The organism is Pseudoalteromonas sp. TP27 (assembly GCF_056470645.1).
The window spans coordinates 25,161-49,116 of sequence record NZ_JARDAK010000024.1 but is presented as its reverse complement, the minus strand read 5'-3'; the positions used below and the strand labels follow the sequence as shown (position 1 = coordinate 49,116).

The window sequence follows — 23,956 nt, the reverse complement described above, 5'->3', positions numbered from 1 at the left end:
TAGGCCTCTAGACGATGGGGACACATAAATGTGTCACTAGGACAACTGAATTTTTAGACTCGTTCCAGGCGAGCTTTCTTAATAACACTGCACTTCCCTATTAAAATAAGTAAGTGGCGTCCCCAAGGGGATTCGAACCCCTGTTACCGCCGTGAAAGGGCGGTGTCCTAGGCCTCTAGACGATGGGGACACATAAATGTGCCACTAGGACAACTGAATTTTTAGACTCGTTTCAGACGAGCTTTCTTAATAACACTGCACCCACTATTAAAATAGTAAGTGGCGTCCCCAAGGGGATTCGAACCCCTGTTACCGCCGTGAAAGGGCGGTGTCCTAGGCCTCTAGACGATGGGGACACATAAATGTGTCACTAGGACAGTTGATAAGTTTAACTCACATCATGAGCTTTAAGGTAATTGCGTTTAATACAAGTAAAGACTCGAGCTTTAATTGTGACGCTATTTTCTCGGTAAAACCGCCTTTAACCAATAAAAGTTAAGTGGCGTCCCCAAGGGGATTCGAACCCCTGTTACCGCCGTGAAAGGGCGGTGTCCTAGGCCTCTAGACGATGGGGACACAGAAAACTGCTACCCTAGGACAAAACACTAATTTTTGGTGGAGCCATGCGGGATCGAACCGCAGACCTCTTCACTGCCAGCGAAGCGCTCTCCCAGCTGAGCTATGGCCCCAACTTAATCAATACCCGTCGTGATAAACACATCGTGTATCGCTTAGTGCGGGGCGCATTCTATGCACCACCCAAAATAAAGTCAACAGTTTTTTACCTAGCTTTATTTAAATGGTTTAATTTTCAACAAACTGGCTATCAAGCGTGCTAAAAAATACAATTTGAATAAGATTCTAGCCCTATTGCTTATAATAACATCACTATATTGCAGCGAATACTCAATCTAGCCCTACTCCCCCTAATTGATGCAACAAAGTTGTATCAAAGAAAAGGTATACATTTATATGCAAATTGAACTTATTTAAAAAACTTCCAAATTAGACCTTACTAATCATCTTAATCTTTTAACCGGTTGCAAAACAACAAGGCTTAAATATAAATCTGTAAGTATCGTCATCTTCACTCTATTACTAGATAAGTTTAATTTAGAAATGCTCGCTTATTTTTGAATAGAGGAACTACGGCGCCTTATGATTCTGCGTACAAGATAGTAATGATATCTGATCTATCCAGTTTTAAATCGAAGGCTATTACTGAAGAATGCATCTTTACGAGTTAGCTAGGGCTGGCTTGTTAAATAAAGTAAGTATAAAAAGAGAGTTAAAGTGCTATTAATTCACTCACTTTGAGAAATTTAGATTAATTTTATTCTAAGGGCCTGCCCTATTAACTAAATAACTAATCCTAATATTAATCCATTTTGTTCATAACAATGAAAAGTGATACCAATAAAAAGACAATGAGCTACGTACTATTACAACTCCCTACTCACTTTTAGGTGCTTATTTGAACTGCAATCTTAAATTTGACGATAAAATAGACTTCAACTGTATCCTATTGTTTATAAAATCTTCACTCAGTACATTTTTATCATTCAAGTGTTGACACATTTCCAACTCTATCTATAATAGCGCCCCACAACAACGCAGCAATGTGATGTTGTTTAGATGTGGGTGATTAGCTCAGTTGGGAGAGCATCGCCCTTACAAGGCGAGGGTCACTGGTTCAAGTCCAGTATCACCCACCACTTTTTATAAGTGTTCACATCTAAATTCTATATGGGTTGTTAACTCAATTAGAAAAAGAGAGCATCACCGCTACTTACAAGTAATGGAGAAGCTCACTGGTTAAAGTCCAGTACTATTTACTTTAATAGTAGCGTTTTAATTTATATGTGGGTGATTAGCTCAGTTGGGAGAGCATCGCCCTTACAAGGCGAGGGTCACTGGTTCAAGTCCAGTATCACCCACCACATATAAAAGCTATTATTATATTAATAGTTGCGTACTAAAATTGTAATATGGGTCGTTAGATCAGTTACAAGAAAAGAGAGCATCACCGCTTTTAATAAAAGATGGCGAGGTTCACTGGTTAAAGTCCAGTACTATCTGTATAGGTAGTAGCATGTAATATGGGTCGTTAGCTCAGTTGGGAGAGCATCGCCCTTACAAGGCGAGGGTCACTGGTTCAAGTCCAGTACGACCCACCATTTTTTAAATGGTGTATATTACAAAAATCTAAATGGGTGATTAGCTCAGTTAGAAAAAAGAGAGCATCACCGCTATTTACAAGTAACGGCGAAGTTCACTGGTTAAAGTCCAGTACTATTTATTTTAATAGTAGCGTTTTAATTTATATGTGGGTGATTAGCTCAGTTGGGAGAGCATCGCCCTTACAAGGCGAGGGTCACTGGTTCAAGTCCAGTATCACCCACCACATATAAACCTATTATTAGATCAATAGTCGCGTTTTAAAATTTAATATGGGTCGTTAGCTCAGTTGGGAGAGCATCGCCCTTACAAGGCGAGGGTCACTGGTTCAAGTCCAGTACGACCCACCACTACTTACAGTGGTGCATATTAAAATGTAATTTGGGTGATTAGCTCAGTTGGGAGAGCATCGCCCTTACAAGGCGAGGGTCACTGGTTCAAGTCCAGTATCACCCACCAAATTACATCAAGCGGTTTATTGATAATAAAGAATTAAATAGCAGGCATACCTATTATATGTGGGTGATTAGCTCAGTTGGGAGAGCATCGCCCTTACAAGGCGAGGGTCACTGGTTCAAGTCCAGTATCACCCACCACATATAAGCACCTCTACATCATCTAATCTTAATTCTTCTGACTATTTATCGTAAAAATCCTATTCGTGTAATTAACTCAGTTGTAAGAAAAGAGAGCATCGCCTCCCTTTACAAATAATGGCAAGGGTCACTGATTCAAGCCAAGTATCACCCACCACATATAAGTACCACCAGACAACTCTTTAAATAATAACTTCTCTAGTAATAACTCTTTCTTCCCATATTAAATACATTTAACTACTCTTTTTACCTTAAATGCATTTCATATTTTTATTAAAATCTAAATTTCTATATCAAAGCACTCATCAAATTAGAGTTATCCATTTTACTTATTTAGTTTTTAATTATGTTATTCGGCTCAGTACTTTCGTAGTTAGATAAACGTACTAGTAAAAATTAAGTACCTAATAAATACACCTATCATTTAAATTCCCTTGTAAGGCGTTAAACTGTTGATTATAGTCTGTGTTAAATACAATAACGCTTAAGCCAATGCCAACTAAGATCTATGCAAAAGCCAAAATACTTATAGTAGAGGAGCAGCCACTTGCTCAAAGCTATATGAAACAATCGTTAGAAAGGCTTGGCTTTCGGCAGTTGCGCTTTGCCGATCATGCAAACTCTGCAAAAGAGCAGTGTTTAAGTGAAGAATTTGATCTAATAGTTTGTTCATTTAACTTAAATAAACACCAAGATGGCTACCAACTTTATGAAGAGCTACGTGTAAAACACCTTATAAAAAGTTCGACTGGGTTTATTTTCATCTCAGCAGAAACAAGTGGCTCACTCGTTCATAGTGTTCTTGAACTTCAGCCTGATGACTTTTTAGTCAAACCTTTTACAGTGCAAGAGCTCAAAACACGCATTGAACGAATTTTAAAGCGTAAACACGATTTAGAAACAGTGTATTCACTAATTGATGATGGTAACGATTCAAAAGCTATTAAATTTATTGATACCACTCTAGATAAAAAAAATAATAGTTACAGCCCTATCCTACTGCGTTTAAAAGGCGATGCCCTACTTCGCTTAAAACGCGCTCAAGATGCAAAAGACTTTTTTAAATCTGTTCTCGATATTCAAAAATTTGCTTGGGCAAAAGTGGGCTTAGTAGAGGCACTTATAGCTAATAACGAACATATTTTGGCGCAGCGAATGCTCAAAACAATGTTAGAGCGCCAAGAAACTCGTTTAGTAGCCCTTGATTTATTAGGTAGATTAGAAATAAAACTAAATCAGTTTGAGCTAGCGCAAAGCTTTTTAAGTCAAGCAGCAGAAATTGCACCGCGAAATATCACACGTCAAAAATCGCTAAGTAATGTGTCGCTAATTAATCACGACTACGAAAAAAGCTATTTAACTCAAAAAAATATAGCCACCTTTGCAAAACACTCAATACACGACCACCCGGATGTATATTTAAATGCAGCTCGTGCTGGTATCGACTTTGCGTTAACGACGGATCAAACCGACCAAATACAGCGAATTTCAAGGCAAACTAATCAGTACATTAATGATTTAAAAAAACAATTTCCAAATAATGCAAATCAAGCTCAAATTGATGTACTTAATGCACGACTTCATTATTTAAAAGACGAGCACCAAAAAGCTAAAAAGCTAATTGAACAGCTTGATGATGACGATACTCATATCCGATCGGTTGATGGCGCACTTGATAAAGCAAAGGCGTTTCATGAATTAGGCTTTCATCAAAAGGCGCAGACCTTATTTACTAAAATAATTAGTCACTGCGAAAGGCATCCGACAATTAACGACACTACTTACTTACGTTATATTCAACAACAACAAAGTGAGCGACGCGATATTAAAATGGGTCCGAAAGAACTTAACAACCATGCCGTTCATCAATTTAATAGAGGCCAATTAAATACTGCTCTGGAAGCTTTTACACAAGCATTTAGGGTTATGCCTCGTAATCAAAGTATCGCACTTAATTTATTACAGTGTTTATTTGATTCAACCAAGCAATCTGGCAGTTTATTCAATATAGAACTTGCTAAAAGATGCTACGCCCTTCTTGATAAAGCTAAATTACAAGAAGATCAGACGCAGCGTTTAGATAAGATTTTGCACATAGCAAAAGAAACGAATTTAGATATTCAAAACGCTAATAAATAAAATATTAGAGTTTTTTCATTGATGCAGCATTAACGCAATAACGTAAACCTGTTGGCAATGGACCATCTGGAAATATATGACCTAAGTGCGAATCACACACGTTACAAACCACCTCTATGCGCTGCATACCATGACTTGTATCGCTTACGTAACCAGTTGCTTCAATTGTTGCAGGTTGCGTAAATGACGGCCAACCTGTACCGCTATCAAACTTTTCATCTGCATCAAATAATAGATTATCACAGCAAATGCACACATACTTTCCAGGTTCGAGCAATGTACAACTACCCGAGCTACCTGGGCGCTCTGTTCCCTTTTTACGTGTTACGTAATATTCATCTTCTGATAGTTGCATCCGCCACTGCTCATCAGTTTTGACTACTTTTTTACTCGGGGTAGGATTGCCGTTAGTGGCAAAATTAATAACATCATTCCACTTCAACATAATAACCTCATTGAATAGTTGATTAGCGGTACTTTCTAAATTTATAGAAAAATATCACCAAATATTACGTTTTTGAATAGAGCGAAGATCAGCCTAATCAAAGGTAATGTTTTGCTTTTCTGAATCGGTAAGTATTCGTTTAATAAAACTAGCTAGTTCTGCTTTTTTTACAGGCAAACTAACACTCATTTGACGCTCGTTATTACTATAAATTATTAGCTCGTCATCCTTAGTTGTTATACGTTCGATACTCTCAATAACTAACCAATCAGGACCGTGCTTTTTATCAAAAAATCCCATCAAACTAAAAAGTAATAAGTGCTGGGCATCTCGTTGAATAAAATCTTCTAACCTATTTCTTGATTTAAATAGCGGGGTAAGTCTATAAATACTTGAACAAAAAATAAATGTCCATAATCCAAATAACACTTTAAACCACATAAACTCTAAAAGCTCAGTGCTAATCATTAAAATAATAAGTACAAGCCCTATTAGCGAAACCGCTATCGCTATTTTTTTATTTACAGCGTCCACAACCAGTCCTATTTAAGTAACTTTTTTTCTTCTCATGCTTTTTCTGTCGGCTCAGGCCAATCATTAAAAAAAACAGTTAAATAACGGCTTTTTACCAAATACCACAGTACCCATAAAACAATCATCATTTGTATGGCTAAAAATGGTGAAAATCGATAATGGCTATGCGCTGCTTGAATGCTTAACCATGTTAAATCAACAACGGCACATAAAATAAGAGGCCAGCGCATATGTCGCCATATTTTTGCTAACCTATCACTCGTACTGTGTGAGTCTCGGGGTCTGCGTAAACAAAATAAAATAGTCGGTATTATTGCAATACTTCCAATCGCGATTGCGACAAAGAAGTCATTTTTATTTTTAAAAAATAGCGACATTAAATCCAATTCGGGTCTGCGGCTTAAAGCCGCAATAACCCAAATAAAATAACTGCGTAATAACACAAGCACACTTAAATGAAATGCAACAGGCGTCCGGTAGCTCCCATACTTATCCCAGTATTCGGGTCCATATCGGCTCATAATTGATTTTTTTTATCTGCAATTGTACCAAGGACAAAAAATGCGATTATGAGTGTGACTGTCAGCCATTTTTTTCCAAAGAATAACAAACCTTTAGCTATAAGTGGGCTTAACCAAACAACCATAAAACCAAAGCCAAAAGCGGTAATTAATACAAAACACAACACTCTAACGACAAAGTTATACCGGGAAACCGTACTTTTTGTTAGTTTGATCACATCGTTTGCATATAATGACACTAAGCATACCGTAAATAACATAGCTATATTATTTACGTAACCAAGTAGCCATTGCCCAGTACTTAACTGCAGTGTATTTAAAAAATGTAAAACACTATCCATGATATTTTTCCAAAAGTTTAATCAAATCGTCTTCAGTTAGTATTTCGATACCTAGGTCTTGCGCTTTAGTTAATTTTGAACCTGCTTTTTCACCTGCTACTAGTGCATCTGTTTTAGCCGATACACTACCCGATACTTTGGCGCCTAGTTGCTGTAAGCGTGCCTTAGCATCATTACGATTAAGTGTATTAAGCGTACCTGTAAGTACATATGTAAGCCCAGCAAGCGGCTGTTCTTCCTCAGAAGGTGCACTTAGTGCTGGCCAATTTACACCTTGATCTATAAGCGCATTAACAACTGCTAAATTATGCTCTTCATCAAAAAAACCACGAACATGAGCAGCTACTATTTCGCCTACATCGCTCACCTGCGTTAAACTATCAATGCTGGCATTTATTACATTTTCAAGGGATAGGAAGTGATTTGCTAAATTTTGTGCTGTTGCTTCACCGGCTTCACGAATACCCAAAGAGTATAAAAACTTAGCAAGCGTAGTGCCTTTAGCCTCTTCAAGTGCTGTTACTAAGTTTTTAGCTGACTTAGGTCCCATACGTTCAAGCGACTCAAAATGCCCTTGTTTTAATATAAACAAATCAGCAGGTGTTTTTATAAGCTCTCTATCGACTAGCTGATCAACAATTTTATCGCCAAGGCCATCTATATCTAGTGCCTTGCGAGAAGCAAAATGCTTAATAGCCTGCTTACGCTGTGCAGGACATACAAGCCCGCCAGTACAACGAGCTACAGCTTCGCCTTCTACTTTTTCAATATGGGAATCACAAATCGGGCATGTTACAGGAAATTCTATATCGCGTGCATCATCAGGGCGGCGTTCAAGCACAACTTGAGTTATTTGCGGGATCACGTCCCCTGCGCGGCGAATAATAACTGTATCGCCTACTTTTACGCCTAAACGTGCAACTTCATCACTGTTATGAAGCGTTGCATTTGATACGGTAACGCCACCCACAAAAACAGGCTTTAAACGTGCGACCGGTGTAATGGCGCCAGTACGACCGACTTGAAAATCAACATCAAGTAGTTGGGTTATTTCCTCTTGCGCCGGAAACTTATACGCAATAGCCCAGCGAGGAGCACGCGCTACAAAGCCTAAACGCTCTTGTAAGGTCTTTTGGTTTATTTTTATTACTACGCCATCAATTTCATATTTAAGCTCACCACGGCGCGTTAAAATATCGCTGTAATACTCAAGCGCTGCTTGTGGGCCTTCGACTAGTTTTGTTTCAGGGCAAAGCGGTAACCCCCAATCAGTCAACTTTTCTAATTGCTGATAATGATCCTCAGGAATATTGCCATCAGCAACAAGCCCGGTACTGTAAGCGTAAAACATAAGTGGCCGTTTGGCGGTAATTTTAGAGTCGAGTTGACGCAAACTCCCTGCTGCGGCATTACGTGGGTTAACAAATACTTTATCACCACGTTTCTCAGCTTCACTGTTTAATTTGTCAAAGCCCGCGCTGTCCATAAATACTTCACCGCGCACTTCTAGTTCTTTTGGATAATCGCCACGTAACTTAAGGGGTACATTACGAATTGTTTTTACATTTTGAGTAATGTTTTCACCAGTAAAACCATCGCCTCGAGTAGCTGCCTGTACAAGCACACCATCGCGATAAATAATCGATACAGCTAAACCATCAAGCTTTGGCTCACAACAAAATGTAAGTTCATCGGTACTCATTAAACGCTCTTTTATACGGCGATTAAACGCAGTGAACTCTTCTTCACTAAAGGCATTATCAAGCGATAACATGGGCACTTTATGCGCTACTTGCTCAAATTTACTTAGCGCCGCACCACCTACTTTTTGAGTAGGTGAATCAGCGGTTAAAAATTCTGGGTGCTGCATCTCTAGTGCGCTTAGTTCGCGTAATAACCTATCGTATTCAGAATCAGGAATACTAGGGGTGTCGAGCACATAATAATTATAATTGTGCTGCTCTAATGTGGTACGAAGATGATTAACTTGCTCACTAATGCTGCTAGACATTTAAACCTCAATAAACATAAAAAAAGCCACTTTGACGATTCACCGTCCAGTGGCTTACAAAAATATAATGTACGCGATATTTACGCTGAAAAAGAACGAACCTGTTCAACATATTGCCTAACGCGATCTACGGTCATTTCATTTCGTTCGGCATCTAAAATTTGCGCACCAAACTCATCCGCTAATTTTTTAGCTGCGCTGTGCAACATATTAAATGCAGCTAAGCCATCGCCGTCGCAAGGTAATGTCATAAATAAGCTTACCCCAGCGGTACTAAATTGTTCCATATTATCAATATCGAACGTACCAGGGTTGTACATATTTACTAATCTAAATAAAACAGGGCCTTGACCAGCCGGATCTAAGTGGCGATTAAAAAAGCCTTCCTCAGAATATTTAAAACCTAAAGTGTTAACTGCTGGCAATAATTTACTACCTTGCATGCTAAGCTCTTCTGGCATTTGAATATGCACAATAACAAAGTCAGACATTTGGGCTGGTGCTTCTTCAGCGCTTTGCTCTTTTGCTTCTAGGTCATCAACTATTTCTAAGTCATCTTCAATAGGAACTTCTGGGGCGCTCGTATCAATTTGCGGCTCATTTTCATCAAAGTTAAGCTCACCAAATTGCGGCTCATCACGTTCGTTGTGCATAGGCTCTTTTGGCTCAGCCTCAGTACGAAACGGTTTAGATGAAGCCGGTGCGCTCTCTTGTAATGGCTCAACCCGTTCATTATCCGATATTTCTGGGCGGTCTTTTTTTCTAACAGACCACAATCCATGTATTAATAAACCACCAATGACAACTACACTGATAACGATTAAAACCCATCTTAATTGTTCGGCCATCCCCTCACCTTTTATTATTTGATATGCCTAAAGCCTGTATATTAATTAAAAACTAATACACTTGTTATAAAAATTTATACGTGTGCAAGTTGCACAGCTTGTTCTATATCTACAGCAACCATACGCGATACGCCAGGTTCTGCCATAGTAACACCCGTTAATCTACCCGCCATTTCCATCGCAATTTTATTATGACTAATATAAATAAACTGCACAGATTGTGACATTTCTTCAACCAAACGGCAAAAACGCACAACGTTGGCATCATCTAATGGTGCATCCACTTCGTCCAGCATACAGAAAGGAGCTGGATTGAGCCTGAATATAGAAAACACTAATGATAATGCGGTCAGCGCTTTTTCTCCACCACTTAACAAATGAATTGTTGAATTTTTCTTACCCGGTGGTCGTGCCATAATACTAACACCACTTTCGAGTAAATCGTCACTGGTTAATTCTAAATACGCGCTCCCGCCACCAAAAACTTTAGGAAAGAGCTCTGCAAAGTCTTCATTTACTTGATCGAACGTCGCTTTAAAGCGTGTTTTAGTCTCACTATCAATTTTACGAATAGCCCCTTCAAGGGTACTTAACGCTTTGGTTAAGTCATCTAATTGATTATCAAGATAATCACTACGCGCTTTAGCTAAATCAAACTCTTCTATTGCCGCTAAATTTACCGCGCCTAATTTTTCTACCTGATTAGTAAATCCGGCTAACTGATTTTGTGCTGCACTTAAGTTTAATGAATCAGGTAATTCATCAAGTATTGCTTTTAAACTTTGCTTTAAATCTTCTAATGGTTCGAGCGCAAGCTGCGCTTTTATTAGTAAACTTTGTTCTTCAATTGTTAGCTTTTGATGTTGCTGTTGCAAGCCCACCAGCTCACCTTGTGAATTTTTAAGGCTTGCTTGCTTAGTGTTTAAGCTTTCTTTGGCTTGAACTAATTCTTTTTGAAGTAATACCAGCGCCTGTTCACCTTTTTGATGCTGCGCTAAAAACTGCGTTATTTTATCGCCAAGTTCTTGCTCTGGTATAAGTAGTTCTTCTATTTCATTAAGTAATTCTTGTGCGCCTTCAGAGGCACTAACATGCTCTTGCTCTGCATGGCTCAACTTGGTTTGGCTTAACTGCCATTCACTGCGTGCCTTTTGCTCAGTGAGCGTTGCCTTATGCGCTTGCGTTTTATATTGCTCAAGCATACTTAATGCTTCGCTATAATTTTTATCACTTTGTGAGCGCAGGCTATTTGCAGCGTCTACTTCATCCGTTAAGTTGAGTTGCTGTTCATTTAACACTTCAAATTGTGTAGTTTGTTCATCAAGTACGGTATTTAATTGCAAATGCTGAGTGGTTAACTGCAGCTTTTGCTGCTGTAGCTTTTCTAGTTGCAGCTTAAAGTGCGCTACTTGCTGCACAAGCATATCGCTTCGCGTACCGGCTACTGCTATATTTTGCGCAAGCTCATGTATGGCTTCTTTTAGCTCGCTTTGCTCGTTAATTAACTTTATTTGATCAGCTGTATGTTCATCACGAATGTGTGTTACTTGTTTTAGCTCATCCTCGGCATTGGTTAACTGCTGAGCTTTATCCTGCAATTGCTTATGTTTTAAAAGTAATGAGTTTTCGGCGTTGCGATCGGCGTTTACATGCCAGTTACGACCATATAAAGCACCTTTTTTATCCATAACGGCTGTATAAAAAGTATCTTTTAGCAGGGTTAAATCACCGCTCTCGCTATAAGCAATACGCGTTAAATGCTCTGGATACACGCCGCTTTTTACAAATGCCGCTAAGCTATTTTCAGCAATGTGCTTAGTACTAATTGGCCACACACTATTATCAGCTTGCTGCTCACTTACATTTAGGTGCTCTAGCGATTTAAGTGCTTGCTCTATTAAGGGCTCAAAGCCTTCTTTTACACTTAGCTGATTAAACAAAACATTAGTACTTTCACTTTCTTCACCAAGCCCTAATGTACTTTTAAGCCCCGTTATACTGGCTTTTAATTCATTTATTGTTTGAGTAAGCGCTGAGTATTGCTTTTGTGAGTTATTAACACGCTCATTTTGCACTTCAAGCTTAGCACTGCACTGCGTGTGCGCTGTTTGTTTAGCGGCCAGTTCTTGAGTTAATGTTTGTGTTTTCTGTGTTTGCTGCGCTAATTGCTGTTCTACATCGCTACTTTGTAAGTCAGTAAGCTGCGCAGTTAACTGATCAATTTTCTCGTTAACATGATCAATTTGCTGCTGTGTTTGCTTAATATGGCTGCTATGCAGTTGCGCATTATTATTAAGTTGTTGCTGTTGCTCACACAAAGCTTGCCAGTGAGTGTTACGGCGCTGCTTAAGTGATAATAAGTCCTCAAGCTCATGCGTTAACCCACTAACTTGCTCTTCACATATTAAGGCGTTTTCACTTGCCTCTTGCAGGGCTTCATTAAGTTGTTCACACACAATTTGCTGCTGCGTTTTAACCTCAGTGCTATGGGTTTGGCGTTGCTGTAATTTAATTAAATTTTGTTTAAGCGTTTGAGTTTGTTGCTTTACATTTATTTGCTGTTGCTCAGCGCGGGTAAGCTCGGTGTGTATTACATGTTGCTGGTGCTGTGCATCGCTTAGTTTATCTTGCTGAGCTTGTACTTGCCCTTCTAAGCTTGCAAGTACATCGTCATGCCCTGAATTAGCTGTTTTAAAAAACGAAATTTTATCATTAAGTTTTTTAATTTGGGCGCTTTTTTCAAGTTGCTGCTGATGTAACTTTTGCCATTTTAAAACCGCAATTTGCCCTTTTAACGTTCGTTCTTGCGCTTTTAACTCTCGGTATTTTTTTGCATCAACCGACTGCACAGCCAATTTATCTAACTGACTTTGCAGCTCTTTGCGCACATCAAGTAAACGTTCAAGGTTTTCGCGGGTACTTTTAATACGTGTTTGTGTTTCACGGCGGCGCTCTTTGTATTTAGAAACGCCAGCGGCTTCTTCTAAAAATACGCGTAATTCTTGTGGTTTACTTTCTATTAAGCGCGAGATCATCCCTTGTTCAATAATCGCATAACTTCGCGGACCAAGGCCTGTACCTAAAAATATATCAGTAATATCACGCTTACGGCATTTGCTGCCATTTAAAAAATATAGTGACTGCCCGTCGCGCGTTACTAAACGCTTAATGGCAATTTGGTTTCTGTCGGCAAATGTATTCGAAGAGCTACCTTTATCGTTATCAAAAACAAGCTCTACAGAAGCTTGTGATATGGCTTTACGATTAGTTGAACCATTAAAAATAACGTCGGTCATGGCATCGCCACGCAGGTTTTTAGCAGAGCTTTCACCTAGCACCCATCGCACTGCATCTATAACGTTAGATTTGCCACAGCCATTGGGGCCTACAACACACGTCATTTGATCAGGAAATGGAATTTTAGTGGGCTCTACAAAGGATTTAAAGCCCGCTAATTTAATAGTGCTTAAGCGCATCTTATTGTTATTACCAATTTATTGTTGTTATTGATTACAAACAATTTAACTCATAAATAGTTAAAAAGTTAAGCTTGGCGTTTAAAGTTATCTAAAATAATACCAGTAGCCATTGCCACATTTAGCGATTCTGCTCCACCAAACGCTGGTATTGTTATTTTATCGGTCACTAACTTTGCACATGCCTCGCGTATACCATGCGACTCACTGCCCATTAGTAAAACACCTGAGCCCGTAAACTGGGTTTTATGTACACTTTGTCCATCTAAAAAAGCACCGTAAACAGGTAGGTTTAAAGACTGTAAATAATCAGGTAAATCTACTTGGCTTACCGATACCCTTACAAACGAGCCCATAGTGGCGCTAATTGTTTTAGGGTTGTAAGCGTCAGCGCTGTCGGTACTGGTTACTATATGTTTAATGCCGTACCAATCAGCCACTCTAATTATTGTGCCTAAATTACCTGGGTCTGACACGCCATCAAGCGCGAGTATTAAGCCATTGGCTTTAGGTAGCTCTGCATTTGGCATATCAACAATAGCAATAGCTGCATTATTACTCACTAATGTACTGGCTTTAGTAAGAACATCTTCATCTGCTTCAATAAAGTTAGCGTGCTGATATTTACCTTGATACGTACTTATAAATTCGTTTGTAGCAAAAATATTAACCACATTTAATGGGCTGTTTAATAACTCAAGTACGTTTTTCCCCCCCTGTACAAGGTATTGATTATATTGCTTTCGGTACTTTTTTTGGCCAAGTTGGCGAATAAGCTTGAGTTGGTTTTTTGAAATCATAACAGCCCCATAAAATTATCCGCCCAGTATAACAGATATCAACATAACATCTGAACTCGAAAAGCAGCGAATGGGATTAATTTATCTTGCTGGCACTTCTTTCAAAGGTCAGATTAATGCGAATAAACATTCCTTTTATGGCTTCTAATTGATTTGAATCATCAACTATTGCTGCGAGTTCCTCGTAAAGGTTATCTGACGCTTGCTTAAACTTTTCATCAAACTTACCTTTGGTAGCCAGCATAAATGCATCAGCCAACGTGCGTTGCCACTCATTTAAGTATTTTAGCTTTGTATTACCTGCAAGATTTTCGCAAATTGCTTTTAATCGCACTGACGCATGCCCTAAGTTTAGACCGGTTAGTGCAAGATCAGTAATAGCGCGTGAGTGTGAGCCCTGATCGTAATTAGTTAAGCGGATTAACCTATCTGCCATTCGGCGGTTATACCAAATACTCGGAGTTTGATGGGTATTTATTTCAAGTAAATCTTTATAGGTAGCCTTAAAAACACGATGAACAAGTAACTGAACACTTGGTCCTGTGAATAACTGAAAAATCCAAAATAAAATACTCACGCCAGCAAAAATAGCAATTGCAGAGCTAAGTGTATAATCGATTGAAAACGCAAGGCTCATATCGGTACTGGGTCTTACCAAAATCGTAAATGGGATACAAAACCCCAAGCCATATGGCAATGTTTGTTGATCAGCTAGCAGCAGTAAACCCAGAAAATAAGGCCCTGCTAATACAAATAGCAATATTTCTAATTGCCCACCACTTTGCGACAATAAATTTAAAGCATAAAAAATAGTTACAAAAGCAGCAACCACCACGCCTACCAATAAACGCTTTATTACCACCTGTAAAATAGCCAAGGGTATTCGCGCCAGCATTATCGAAAATATGACCGGTAATATCATAATTAATAATGCAGCTGAAGAACCTGTATTAATCCAAATAAATGCGCCGATAGAAAACACCAACGCAGTTCTAAATCCAACAATAATGCCAGCTAATGGGTCGCGATATGTAAGCATACTGGGTGCATTTAATAATGTTTTATCGCGTTGCTCTAACGCTCTGTATGCGCGTAGTAAAATTGTTAAGTCGGCTGCCACTTCTAAGCTCACATTGAGCATGTGAGATTCAAATGGCGAATCACACACCGTATTTGCTCTATAGTCGGTTAGCTCTTTACGTAGCGTTTTAACTTGTTCGGCGCAGTAATCAAAATCGTCAGACTCTTTAATTTGCGAAAATACGTGCTTAAGTTTACTTATTAATTTATCTAAAGTAGGTGTTATAAGGTCTGCGTGGTTTCGCTGTAGGCGACCAATTATTTGAATTGAAGCCAATAAAGAAAGTACTTTTTGCGACAATTGATTTGCAGCACGTGAGCGCCCTGGACCTTTTGGTCCTTCGTACCTTACTGCGCTGGAATCTTCGTTTATTGATCCCAATGTTGCCATAATGCCATCTATTTGCTGATGGCGATTTTCGTGCGAGCCTTTAGAATCAAGCTCAGTAACTAAATAATGCAGCGTTTGGTTTATAACCGACCGCGCTTGTACTTGCAGTAAGTGTTTAACTTTTACAGGCCAAAATAAATGGCTCACAAGGCCTGCACATATTGAGCCTATTACTATTTCACTCACGCGCGCTTGTGCAATATCAAATATGCTTTGACTACTTACCATTGCCGGAGTAACCATGACTAAAAGTACAATAATAGCGGCGGTTACACCTGCCATAGCAAACGCATAAACAAAGTTTGCTTGGCGTACCATTGCCGATAACGCAGAGTTTACCCCTAGCCATAATGCAAGTGCACCGAGCGCTAAATAAGGATAGAGAATTAACTGAGTTAAAAGCAATATGCCAAATAAGCCACCCACTATGGTGCCTATTATTTGGCAAATTGCTTTTTCAATAACCAATCCGCTTTGCGGACGTAATTGTAAAAATATAGCCGAGACTAATGCCCAATAAGGTCTTTCAAGATTAAGCCACATAGCAATAGTAAGCGCCATTACCATGGCTATAACGCCCTTAGTCGCAAAAATAATTGCCTGCTTTTTAGGAAAAAACAAATTTTGTAATACAACGCCCACTGTATTCCCCTTAACGTGTAGCGAGATGTATAGTGGCGGTCATTCCTGCGCTAAGCTGTGTATTTTCGGGCAATGAATCTAGCTTAATATCAACAGGTATACGCTGTGATAAACGTACCCAATTAAATGTTTGTTGTACTTGTGGTAAAAGCTGTCCGTTACTTTGTGTATTCGTATTTGCAATTGCTTTACCTACACTCACTACATGCCCCGTTAATTGCTTACCACCGCTTAGAAGTGCTATTTTAGCTTTTTGATCAGGATAAATAAGCGGTATTTTACTCTCTTCAAAGTAACCCGTTACGTAAAATGAATCTGACTGCACTATAGCAAACACAGGTGTACCTTGAGCTACATAGTTACCTTGGCGTAAATTCAGATTAATTATTTGCCCCGATGCAGGCGCAACAATTTTAGTTCTATCAACATTTAATTGCGCAATTGTTTGCTCTGTTTTAGCTAGGTTATAATTTGCTTCAGCAATTTTTGTATTAATACGTGTTGATTCTAGCGTTTCTTCGCTTATTGCTTGCTGAGTGTTTAGCTCAACACGTCTTTCGTATTTATGTTTGGCAAGTTCCCATGTATACAATGCGTTTTCAGTGTTTGCTTTACTTTTATCAAGCGCTGCTTGATAACGCTTTTTATCAACATTAAAAAGTACTTCGCCTTTTTGTACGTTTTGACCATCTTTAATGTTTAAAGCAGTCACCCAACCCGACACGTCTGGAGCAACCGTGACAATATCGGCTCGAATACGCCCATCACGCGTCCAAGGAGTGTGCATGTAATCAGTCCATACCCATCGTCCTGCAAATACAGCGGCTATAACAACGATTATGGTTAAAAGTATACGTAGATATTTTGTCATCTAATTTATCTTCCACTGAGTAGGTAAACGGTTAAGGCCAAATAACAAATAAATAAAGACACCTCAAACCAAGCCACCTTCCAAATACGGTCGTGCCAATCTAAACGATGTAATATAAAACGTGTAATGGCTGTTAAAATAAAAGCGATAGGAAAGTAAACAATCAAAGGGCTAAACTCTACCCCGCCTAAAACAACAGCTTGCAGCATAATAAAAATCCATATGTGTTTAAAAACGGTTAAAAGTAGAATGCGATAAAGCAGATATCTGATTATATTAATTTTGTGCTTAATTTAAAATTAATAGGCACACAGTTTTAAGCCTACTGCTATTACTTATAGTCTTTTAATCAGCTACTTGCAAAACTGTGGTGTTATTATAAACATTGAATTTTGCACCAAATTTAGGTAAATTAACAAAAAAAACATGGATATAATTTTAATGGAATCAATACACCCTACTCCCCCCGAAGCAAACCCACCAGTAAATGAGCCAGCTGCACCCATTTTTAGCGGAAAAGTGCAGTTTAGTGGTAAAGGCGGTGAGTTTTTTGGCATTTGGATTGTAAATATATTACTGAGTGTTATTACGCTTGGCATATACTCTGCGTGGGCTAAAGTACGTACGCATCGCTATTTTTACGGTCATACTCGAATAGATGGTCATAGCTTTGACTACCTAGCAACACCAATACAAATTTTAAAAGGCCGGATTTTAGCGGTTATTGTGTTTTTTATTTACACATTCTCTATCAGTTTTATGCCTATACTAGGCCTGTTTTTTGCTCTTGGTCTTATCTTTTTAATGCCATGGATTATTAACCAAGGTTTACGTTTTAATTTGCGTATGACACGCCATCGTAATGTTCGCTTTGCTTTTAAAGGCAGTTATGGCGAAGCCTTTGTTAACTTTATACTTTTACCTATAGCAAGCATATTTACACTCTATTTATTAATGCCTTATGTTATAAAACGTATTGATAGTTATATCCATAGCAACATTAGTTACGGCGACAAACCACTTACTGTAAATCTAAAAGGCGAAACCTATTACCTAACAGCGCTAATTTGTTTTGTGGTCAGCTCTATTACCATGGTCGTATTTATGGGGGTTTTAGGATTATTTGGCCTCAACTTATTAGATGTTGAAAATGCACAAAACTTAGAAAACTCCCCTGCTATGATTATGCTTCCTATCTTTATGATGATTGCCTATGTGCTAATGATTGCCATTGTTTCAGCTGTATGGCACGCGGCTATTCGTAATCACATTTTCGATAATAGCCATTTTGAAGGCGTTGCTACATTTAAATCTGAGCTAAAACCAGTTCCTTTCGCTGTTTTACTACTCACTAATATGTTGGCTATTGTATTTTCTTTAGGGCTTGCATATCCATGGACAAAAGTGCGTACAACAAAAATGCTTGCCGATGTAACGAACGTCACTATTTATCCTGGTGTATTGAATCTGATTGATACCGCGCAGGATCAGCAATCATCATTTGCTGAAGAAGCTGCAAACGTATTTGATATTGACCTTTCTTTAACTTAAGAGCTCACCATGCATATAAAGGGACATTTTTTCCCCAAAGCATCGAGTAATTATCAAGTGTGTGTTGCAACTATTAGCGACACACACATTGAAATTATTAACGATGAATATGTTATTGCTCGCCACGCAATCTCAAGTCTTAATTTAAGTTCGGGGATGGCAGGACTTGCTGACGAACTAAACTTTGAAGATGGCAGTCGTTTTATTCCACTTGATGTAAGTTACAGGTGGCCATTTAAAGAAAATGGCCATCACATAATGGAACGCCTCGAAAAAAGTAAATGGGCCATTTTAGCCGCCGTAATTTTTACACCACTGTTTATGTGGTTAGTACTTTATAAAGCGGTACCTGCCATTGCTGTTTATAGTGTTGATACTCTACCGCGTAGTGTTGTAGAGCAAATGGGTGAGCAGAGTTTTACCCTTATTAAAAAAATTGCACTTGACCCAAGTGAGCTACCCGCAGAGCAGCAAGCTAAAGTACAAGCACACTTTAAAAGTATGCTTAATGCGTTATCGCTTGATCAATCAGTTTATAGATTATCGTTTTATAAATCAGACAGCTTTGGCGCTAATGCATTCGCACTGCCCCATGGTCGCATAGTCGTCACCGATGAGTTAGCCAATTTACTTGCCGATAAACCCAATGCACTAAAAGCGGTATTGCTACACGAAATGGGTCATGTAGTCCACCAGCATAGCGTACGTATTACAGCGCAATCTGCCGCAAGTACTATTGTGCTGGCGGTTGTATTTGGTGATCTAGAAGGTGTTGCAGAGGTAGCGTTAGGAACTGGTGCCTCGTTTGCTCAGCAAGGATTCTCACGTGATATGGAACGTGAAGCAGATAGCTTTGCACTCATACAACTTGAACACTTAGGGTATTCGAGCAATGATTTTGCTGATGCAATTGAAGCACTGCAAAGTGCACATACTAGCGAAAACGAACATCTCGAAAAAGTGAATAACTTATTAGAGTATTTATCTAGCCACCCAAGTGCACAAGAGCGTATTGATAATGCTAGGAAATAATCGCGGTTATATTCAACTTGCTCGCTACATAGTGAGTTTAAGTTGGATATACCACGGCTTTTTTCCAAAGCTTTATCACGTAGCGCCACTTGAAAAATTAATGACGGGCAGTGCTGGCTTTTCAGCAGAAGTGTCTGACTTGATTACACGTTCGGCGGGTGTTGGCGAAATTATATTTGGACTGTGTTTATTTGTGTTTTACAAAAATAAACACCTAGTAATTTTAAATATTTTAGCGTTAATTGGCCTTTTACTCGCTGTAGTTGTAATGCAGCCACAATTGCTTATTGAAGCATTTAACCCTGTAACTACTAACCTGCCTCTTATTGGACTAAGCTTTATTTGGTTAAAAGAGATTAAGCTGCTGAATAATCGATACCTCTAACTAAAAAAGGGTATGCCTGCGCATACCCTTTTTTGTAGTACAAAATTTATAAAATTAGTACTTATTTTTATGCGTCCACAAATGCAGTAATTCGCTCGCAATGGTTGCTGCGGCAATTGCGGTAAGCTCACTTTGGTCATACGAAGGTGAAACTTCTACCACATCCATACCTACCATGTTTATGCCTTTTAGCGCACGCAGTACTTTAAGTACTTTATCTGACGTTAAACCACCGCACACAGGAGTGCCTGTACCAGGCGCAAACGCAGGGTCTAAACAATCTATATCAAAGGTTAAGTAAACAGGTAGGTCACCTACTCGTTCGAGTATTTGCGCTGCAATATCATTTGCATGTAAATCGTTAGCTTGCATTGCATCAATCACAGCAAACTCATGTTTGCTTTGATCAAAGTCGGTACGAATACCTATTTGTATACTGTGCTCAACATCAATTAGCCCTTCCATTGGCGCATGATAAAACATAGTACCGTGATCAAAACGTGAGCCGTTGCTATAGGTATCTGTGTGCGCATCAAAGTGCACTAACGCCATTTTGCCATGTATTTTTGCATGAGCACGTAATAGCGGAAGCGTCACAAAGTGATCCCCCCCTAAACCTAATAGCGTTTTACCTTGACGAAGTATTTGCTCAGCAGCCATTTCTAGTTGCGCAGTAAAATACTCAGGATCGCCAACAGGGTAAGTAAAGTCCCCTGCATCTGCCACTTTTAAGCGTTCAAACAAAGGAAACGTCCAAGGGTATTTTGTGTCTTCCCATGCTAAATGAACCGACGCTCTGCGAATTGCATCAGGACCTAAGCGTGCACCAGGCCTGCCTGATGTCGCTAAATCAAACGGTAAGCCCAAAACCACTACGTCTGCATCAATTGCATTAATGTTTTGCACCATAGGACGACGCAAAAACGTCATCCCATTTGAGTACAATGAGTGATCTGCGTGACCAAACAAAGTCGACATTGCTTATAACTCTTCTAAATAAGTGTAGCCATCAAGGCCGCTTTGCAATTCGTCTAAAACGCTTTGCTGTTCGTGTTTTTCAAGTTTAGTGCTTACTAAGTGCTCGTATGATTGCTGAAAACTCTCAACATCTAAATGTACATAGCGCATCATATCGGCAACTGTATCACCTTGGTTTATCTCGGTAATACTTGCAACGCCTTGCTCATCCATATTAACAATTGCGCTGTGCGTATCGCCAAACAAGTTATGCATATCACCTAAAATTTCTTGATAAGCACCCACCAAGAAAAAGCCCATTAAGTATGGTTTATCAGCACTAAACTCTGGTACTGGTAATGTGCTTTCAATACCTTGTCCATCTACGTAATGCTCAAGTGCGCCGTCTGAGTCACAGGTTATATCAAGTAATACAGCACGTTTTTTTGGTGCTTCAGTTAAGCCACTTAATGGCAATACTGGAAACACTTGATCAATGCCCCATGCGTCTGGAAGCGATTGAAATAACGAGAAGTTTACAAAAAACTTATCGGCTAAACGTACGTTTAACTCGTCAATAATAGGACGATGAAAACGGTTTTTGTTATCCATATGCTTATTAAGTTCGTAACAAATACGGATATTAATTTGCTCAGCCCACGCACGCTGCGATAAGTCTAATAAACCTAATGCAAATTGGTTATGCGCTTCAGCTAAATCACCTTGGCTGTCGTGATAAATCTCAATTAATGCACGGTCATCTGTTAAATCAGTTAACTGTACAAACGACGCCCACATATTTTTTAATAAAAGTGGTGCATCTGCTACTGGCGCTACTAACTCTTCTGGCGTATAGCTTTCAGTACCAATAACATTAGAAATAAGCACTGCATGATGCGCTGTAAGCGCACGACCCGACTCAGAAATAATAGTCGGCATTGGTTGTTCATATTGCTTACATGTATCACCAATGGTGTATACAATGTTATTTGCATACTCAGCCAAACTGTAATTCATAGAGTTATGTGACTGGCTACGTGTGCCATCGTAATCAACCGCTAAACCACCACCTACATCAAGGCAATCAATTTCTGCGCCTAGTTTGCGTAACTCACAGTAAAAACGCGCAGCTTCGCTTACACCTAAACGTACGTCACGAATGTTCGCCATTTGCGACCCTAAGTGAAAATGTACTAGCTGTAATAAATCAAGTTGGTTTGCATCTTTTAAACGATTTACTACGTGTAAAACTTGCGATGCAGATAAACCAAATTTTGACTTTTCGCCGCCACTTGCTTGCCATTTTCCTTTACCTTGCGACGCTAAACGCACACGAATACCAATGCGTGGTTTTACGTTAAGCTCTTTTGCCTGGCTAAGCACCATATCTAGCTCAGAAAGCTTTTCAAGAACGATATACACTTTATGACCTAGCTTTTCACCAATCAGTGCTAAACGTACATATTCTTTATCTTTGTAGCCGTTACATACAATAACGGCGCTGGTTTTTTCAGCTAATGCTAATACTGTAAGTAGTTCAGGCTTGCTGCCCGCTTCTAAACCAAGTTGCTTTTTTTCTACTTGTGCTTGGCTTGCTACTATTTCTTCAACCACTTCACGTTGTTGGTTTACTTTTATTGGGTAAACTAATAAGTAGTCTTTAGGGTAACCATAGTTTTCAATCGCAGTATTAAATGCGCCGCATAAGCTGTGTACACGATGGTGTAAAATTTGCGGAAAACGAACTAACGCAGGTAGGCTTAAACCTTTATCCTGCAGCTGTTTTGCGATATCTGTTAACGCGATAGTTTGCTCTGGGGCATGAGCCTTTGGCGCAACATACACATCACCTTGATCATTAATACCAAAAAAACCTTGGCTCCAATGACGAACATTGTAGCTCGTACGAGCTTGTTCTAGTGATGTTGTTTCTTTCATTTATCTTTCTCTTTTATTTGATGAATGCCAATAGTGAGTATCGGCTGATTGCGCGCATTAAAAGAAAAATAGGGATTCAAGTCCAACAAGTATTTTTACTCGTAACGAGTAATTTTTAAGATTACAAATACCCACTTTATTGCACAGCCAACGAGCCCTTAATTAATAAGGCTTAGCTGCTAATTAACTTTATTATTGAGCAGTGTATAGCGGGTTATGATGGTGAGTTTCACTTCCAAAATTATATAAATTTTTGCTTAATTAATTACTACTTTGGTTATTGAGTCTGCTTTTGAAGATGTAGATCCAAGTTTACGCCATGCTTCGTACTTTTCACTTTTGAACCATGTAATACCTATGTACTCTTCCCAATTAACAAAATCGAGAGTTCTATAGCGCTCATCTGCGCAGCCACCAGCGCCAAATGTCACCCTGCAAAGCGTTAATTTAAGATATGTGCCATCGTATTTAAGGCGTTTATTGCTTTGATTTTCTAGGCAGCTAGACAATAACCGAGTTGGGATATTTAAAACAATGCTTGCTGTTTTTATACTGCCTTCACTAGCAACTCGAGTTACAGACGAGCAACCTTGTAAATAAAATTCATTGTTATTAATAACAACATCAGGTGTTAATGGCTTCCACCAAGGCGTAGGTATCGAGGTAGTAACATTGGTTTTTAAAGGATTTTTGCTACAAGCGGTTATCAAAACAAAGCAGCCAAAGAGTAAAAGCAGTGATTTATAAATATTCATAATTAGCTTCCTATCTCTGCAGTTTAATTTATTTGAGTATAGGATATTTTAACAAAAGGAAATTGGACGAGATTAAACACTTTTAGGTGCAAAAATAATAATGGCCATACCTAGTAAAGCAACAGCTCCACCAATAACATCCCACATAGTGAGCTTTACGCCATCAACAACCCATAACCATAATAGCGCAACACAAATATATACGCCGCCATAAGCTGCATATACACGACCTGCTGCATCAGGGTGGAGAGATAATAACCAAGCAAATAAAGCTAAACTTAAAGCACCAGGAATTAAAAGTAATATACTTTTATCCTCTTTAAGCCAAAGATAAGGAAGGTAACAGCCAATAATTTCGGCAAGAGCAGTTATGACAAATAGCGCAATAGTTTTTACTTCAAACATAACGTTCTCACGTAATTTAATTAGCTAAGTAACTTACAAATGTTGTTACTTAGCTATTTT

General features: G+C 38.9%; 19 protein-coding genes and 11 tRNA genes. 11 read left to right on the top strand and 19 right to left on the bottom strand.

The features are described from left to right. Positions 1-114 precede the first annotated feature (114 nt). From PX700_RS19415 to PX700_RS19400, 4 genes are all read right to left on the bottom strand, one after another. Positions 115-190, bottom strand: a tRNA-Glu gene (locus PX700_RS19415). Positions 191-280: 90 nt separating this feature from the next. Further along, positions 281-356 (bottom strand) — tRNA-Glu (locus PX700_RS19410). 144 nt (positions 357-500) lie between these two features. Beyond that, a tRNA-Glu gene (locus tag PX700_RS19405) sits at positions 501-576 on the bottom strand. Between the two features lie 37 nt (positions 577-613). Then, positions 614-689: transfer RNA gene (locus tag PX700_RS19400), tRNA-Ala, on the bottom strand. A gap of 950 nt (positions 690-1,639) precedes the next feature. On the opposite strand from PX700_RS19400, the gene PX700_RS19395 reads away from it, so the two are divergent. The 8 genes from PX700_RS19395 to PX700_RS19360 all read left to right on the top strand — a co-directional run bounded on the left by PX700_RS19395 (position 1,640) and on the right by PX700_RS19360 (position 4,913). Next, a tRNA-Val gene (locus PX700_RS19395) sits at positions 1,640-1,715 on the top strand. A 149-nt stretch (positions 1,716-1,864) separates the two neighbouring features. Next, positions 1,865-1,940 (top strand) — tRNA-Val (locus PX700_RS19390). 161 nt (positions 1,941-2,101) lie between these two features. Continuing rightward, positions 2,102-2,177: transfer RNA gene (locus PX700_RS19385), tRNA-Val, on the top strand. A gap of 151 nt (positions 2,178-2,328) precedes the next feature. Further along, a tRNA-Val gene (locus PX700_RS19380) sits at positions 2,329-2,404 on the top strand. A gap of 48 nt (positions 2,405-2,452) precedes the next feature. Further along, positions 2,453-2,528, top strand: a tRNA-Val gene (locus PX700_RS19375). Positions 2,529-2,561: 33 nt separating this feature from the next. After that, positions 2,562-2,637: transfer RNA gene (locus tag PX700_RS19370), tRNA-Val, on the top strand. Between the two features lie 61 nt (positions 2,638-2,698). Next, positions 2,699-2,774, top strand: a tRNA-Val gene (locus PX700_RS19365). A gap of 492 nt (positions 2,775-3,266) precedes the next feature. After that, the gene (locus tag PX700_RS19360; protein WP_479521620.1) at positions 3,267-4,913 is read left to right on the top strand and encodes a response regulator; all 1,647 of its coding nucleotides are present in this window, start codon (positions 3,267-3,269) and stop codon (positions 4,911-4,913) included. A 4-nt stretch (positions 4,914-4,917) separates the two neighbouring features. On the opposite strand, the gene msrB is transcribed toward PX700_RS19360, so the two are convergent. The 11 genes from msrB to PX700_RS19305 form a co-directional block, all read right to left on the bottom strand. Then, entirely contained in the window at positions 4,918-5,358 is a 441-nt protein-coding gene (gene msrB / locus PX700_RS19355; RefSeq protein WP_479521619.1) for a peptide-methionine (R)-S-oxide reductase MsrB, read from the bottom strand. Positions 5,359-5,451: 93 nt separating this feature from the next. Continuing rightward, complete coding sequence (locus PX700_RS19350) at positions 5,452-5,892, bottom strand: hypothetical protein (protein WP_479521618.1); 441 nt, start codon at positions 5,890-5,892, stop codon at positions 5,452-5,454. A gap of 32 nt (positions 5,893-5,924) precedes the next feature. Beyond that, entirely contained in the window at positions 5,925-6,413 is a 489-nt protein-coding gene (locus PX700_RS19345; RefSeq protein ID WP_479521617.1) for a DUF2919 domain-containing protein, read from the bottom strand. Beyond that, positions 6,410-6,754 (bottom strand): DUF3392 family protein, encoded by a 345-nt coding sequence (locus PX700_RS19340; RefSeq protein ID WP_415637623.1) that lies wholly within the window; start codon positions 6,752-6,754, stop codon positions 6,410-6,412. The genes PX700_RS19345 and PX700_RS19340 overlap by 4 nt, the downstream gene beginning before the upstream one ends. Further along, on the bottom strand, positions 6,747-8,765 hold the full coding sequence (ligA, locus tag PX700_RS19335; protein ID WP_479521616.1) for an NAD-dependent DNA ligase LigA: 2,019 nt from the start codon (positions 8,763-8,765) through the stop codon (positions 6,747-6,749). The genes PX700_RS19340 and ligA overlap by 8 nt, the downstream gene beginning before the upstream one ends. 80 nt (positions 8,766-8,845) lie before the next feature. Further along, a complete protein-coding gene (gene zipA / locus PX700_RS19330) occupies positions 8,846-9,613 on the bottom strand; it encodes a cell division protein ZipA (RefSeq protein WP_479521615.1) in 768 nt (255 codons plus the stop codon). A gap of 74 nt (positions 9,614-9,687) precedes the next feature. Then, positions 9,688-13,089: a chromosome segregation SMC family protein gene (locus tag PX700_RS19325; protein WP_479521614.1), complete on the bottom strand. Its 3,402-nt coding sequence runs from the start codon at positions 13,087-13,089 to the stop codon at positions 9,688-9,690. A gap of 68 nt (positions 13,090-13,157) precedes the next feature. Continuing rightward, positions 13,158-13,889, bottom strand: coding sequence for a TrmH family RNA methyltransferase (locus PX700_RS19320; RefSeq protein WP_479521613.1), 732 nt, complete (start codon positions 13,887-13,889; stop codon positions 13,158-13,160). Between the two features lie 76 nt (positions 13,890-13,965). Beyond that, complete coding sequence (locus PX700_RS19315; RefSeq protein ID WP_479521612.1) at positions 13,966-16,002, bottom strand: FUSC family protein; 2,037 nt, start codon at positions 16,000-16,002, stop codon at positions 13,966-13,968. A 10-nt stretch (positions 16,003-16,012) separates the two neighbouring features. Beyond that, positions 16,013-16,873: an efflux RND transporter periplasmic adaptor subunit gene (locus PX700_RS19310; protein WP_415637629.1), complete on the bottom strand. Its 861-nt coding sequence runs from the start codon at positions 16,871-16,873 to the stop codon at positions 16,013-16,015. A gap of 5 nt (positions 16,874-16,878) precedes the next feature. Further along, positions 16,879-17,082, bottom strand: coding sequence for a DUF1656 domain-containing protein (locus PX700_RS19305; protein WP_479521611.1), 204 nt, complete (start codon positions 17,080-17,082; stop codon positions 16,879-16,881). A 232-nt stretch (positions 17,083-17,314) separates the two neighbouring features. On the opposite strand from PX700_RS19305, the gene PX700_RS19300 reads away from it, so the two are divergent. Genes PX700_RS19300 through PX700_RS19290 form a run of 3 tightly spaced genes read left to right on the top strand, consistent with a single transcriptional unit; the run spans position 17,315 to position 19,841 of the window. Continuing rightward, positions 17,315-18,424, top strand: coding sequence for a YjgN family protein (locus PX700_RS19300; RefSeq protein WP_415637630.1), 1,110 nt, complete (start codon positions 17,315-17,317; stop codon positions 18,422-18,424). A 9-nt stretch (positions 18,425-18,433) separates the two neighbouring features. Next, positions 18,434-19,456: a M48 family metallopeptidase gene (locus PX700_RS19295; RefSeq protein WP_415637631.1), complete on the top strand. Its 1,023-nt coding sequence runs from the start codon at positions 18,434-18,436 to the stop codon at positions 19,454-19,456. After that, positions 19,443-19,841: a DoxX-like family protein gene (locus tag PX700_RS19290; RefSeq protein WP_415637632.1), complete on the top strand. Its 399-nt coding sequence runs from the start codon at positions 19,443-19,445 to the stop codon at positions 19,839-19,841. Before PX700_RS19295 ends, PX700_RS19290 begins: the two co-directional genes overlap by 14 nt. A 54-nt stretch (positions 19,842-19,895) precedes the next feature. Here PX700_RS19290 and speB read toward each other — a convergent pair whose 3' ends face one another. From speB to PX700_RS19270, 4 genes are all read right to left on the bottom strand, one after another. Beyond that, on the bottom strand, positions 19,896-20,819 hold the full coding sequence (speB, locus tag PX700_RS19285) for an agmatinase (protein ID WP_007583987.1): 924 nt from the start codon (positions 20,817-20,819) through the stop codon (positions 19,896-19,898). 3 nt (positions 20,820-20,822) lie between these two features. Further along, positions 20,823-22,736 carry a biosynthetic arginine decarboxylase gene (gene speA, locus PX700_RS19280; RefSeq protein ID WP_415637633.1) on the bottom strand — a complete coding sequence of 638 codons (1,914 nt, stop codon included), beginning with the start codon at positions 22,734-22,736 and terminating at the stop codon, positions 20,823-20,825. Between the two features lie 257 nt (positions 22,737-22,993). Next, positions 22,994-23,491, bottom strand: coding sequence for a hypothetical protein (locus PX700_RS19275; RefSeq protein ID WP_415637634.1), 498 nt, complete (start codon positions 23,489-23,491; stop codon positions 22,994-22,996). 72 nt (positions 23,492-23,563) lie between these two features. Continuing rightward, complete coding sequence (locus tag PX700_RS19270) at positions 23,564-23,896, bottom strand: YnfA family protein (protein ID WP_197180856.1); 333 nt, start codon at positions 23,894-23,896, stop codon at positions 23,564-23,566. Between the last annotated feature and the right edge of the window lie 60 nt (positions 23,897-23,956).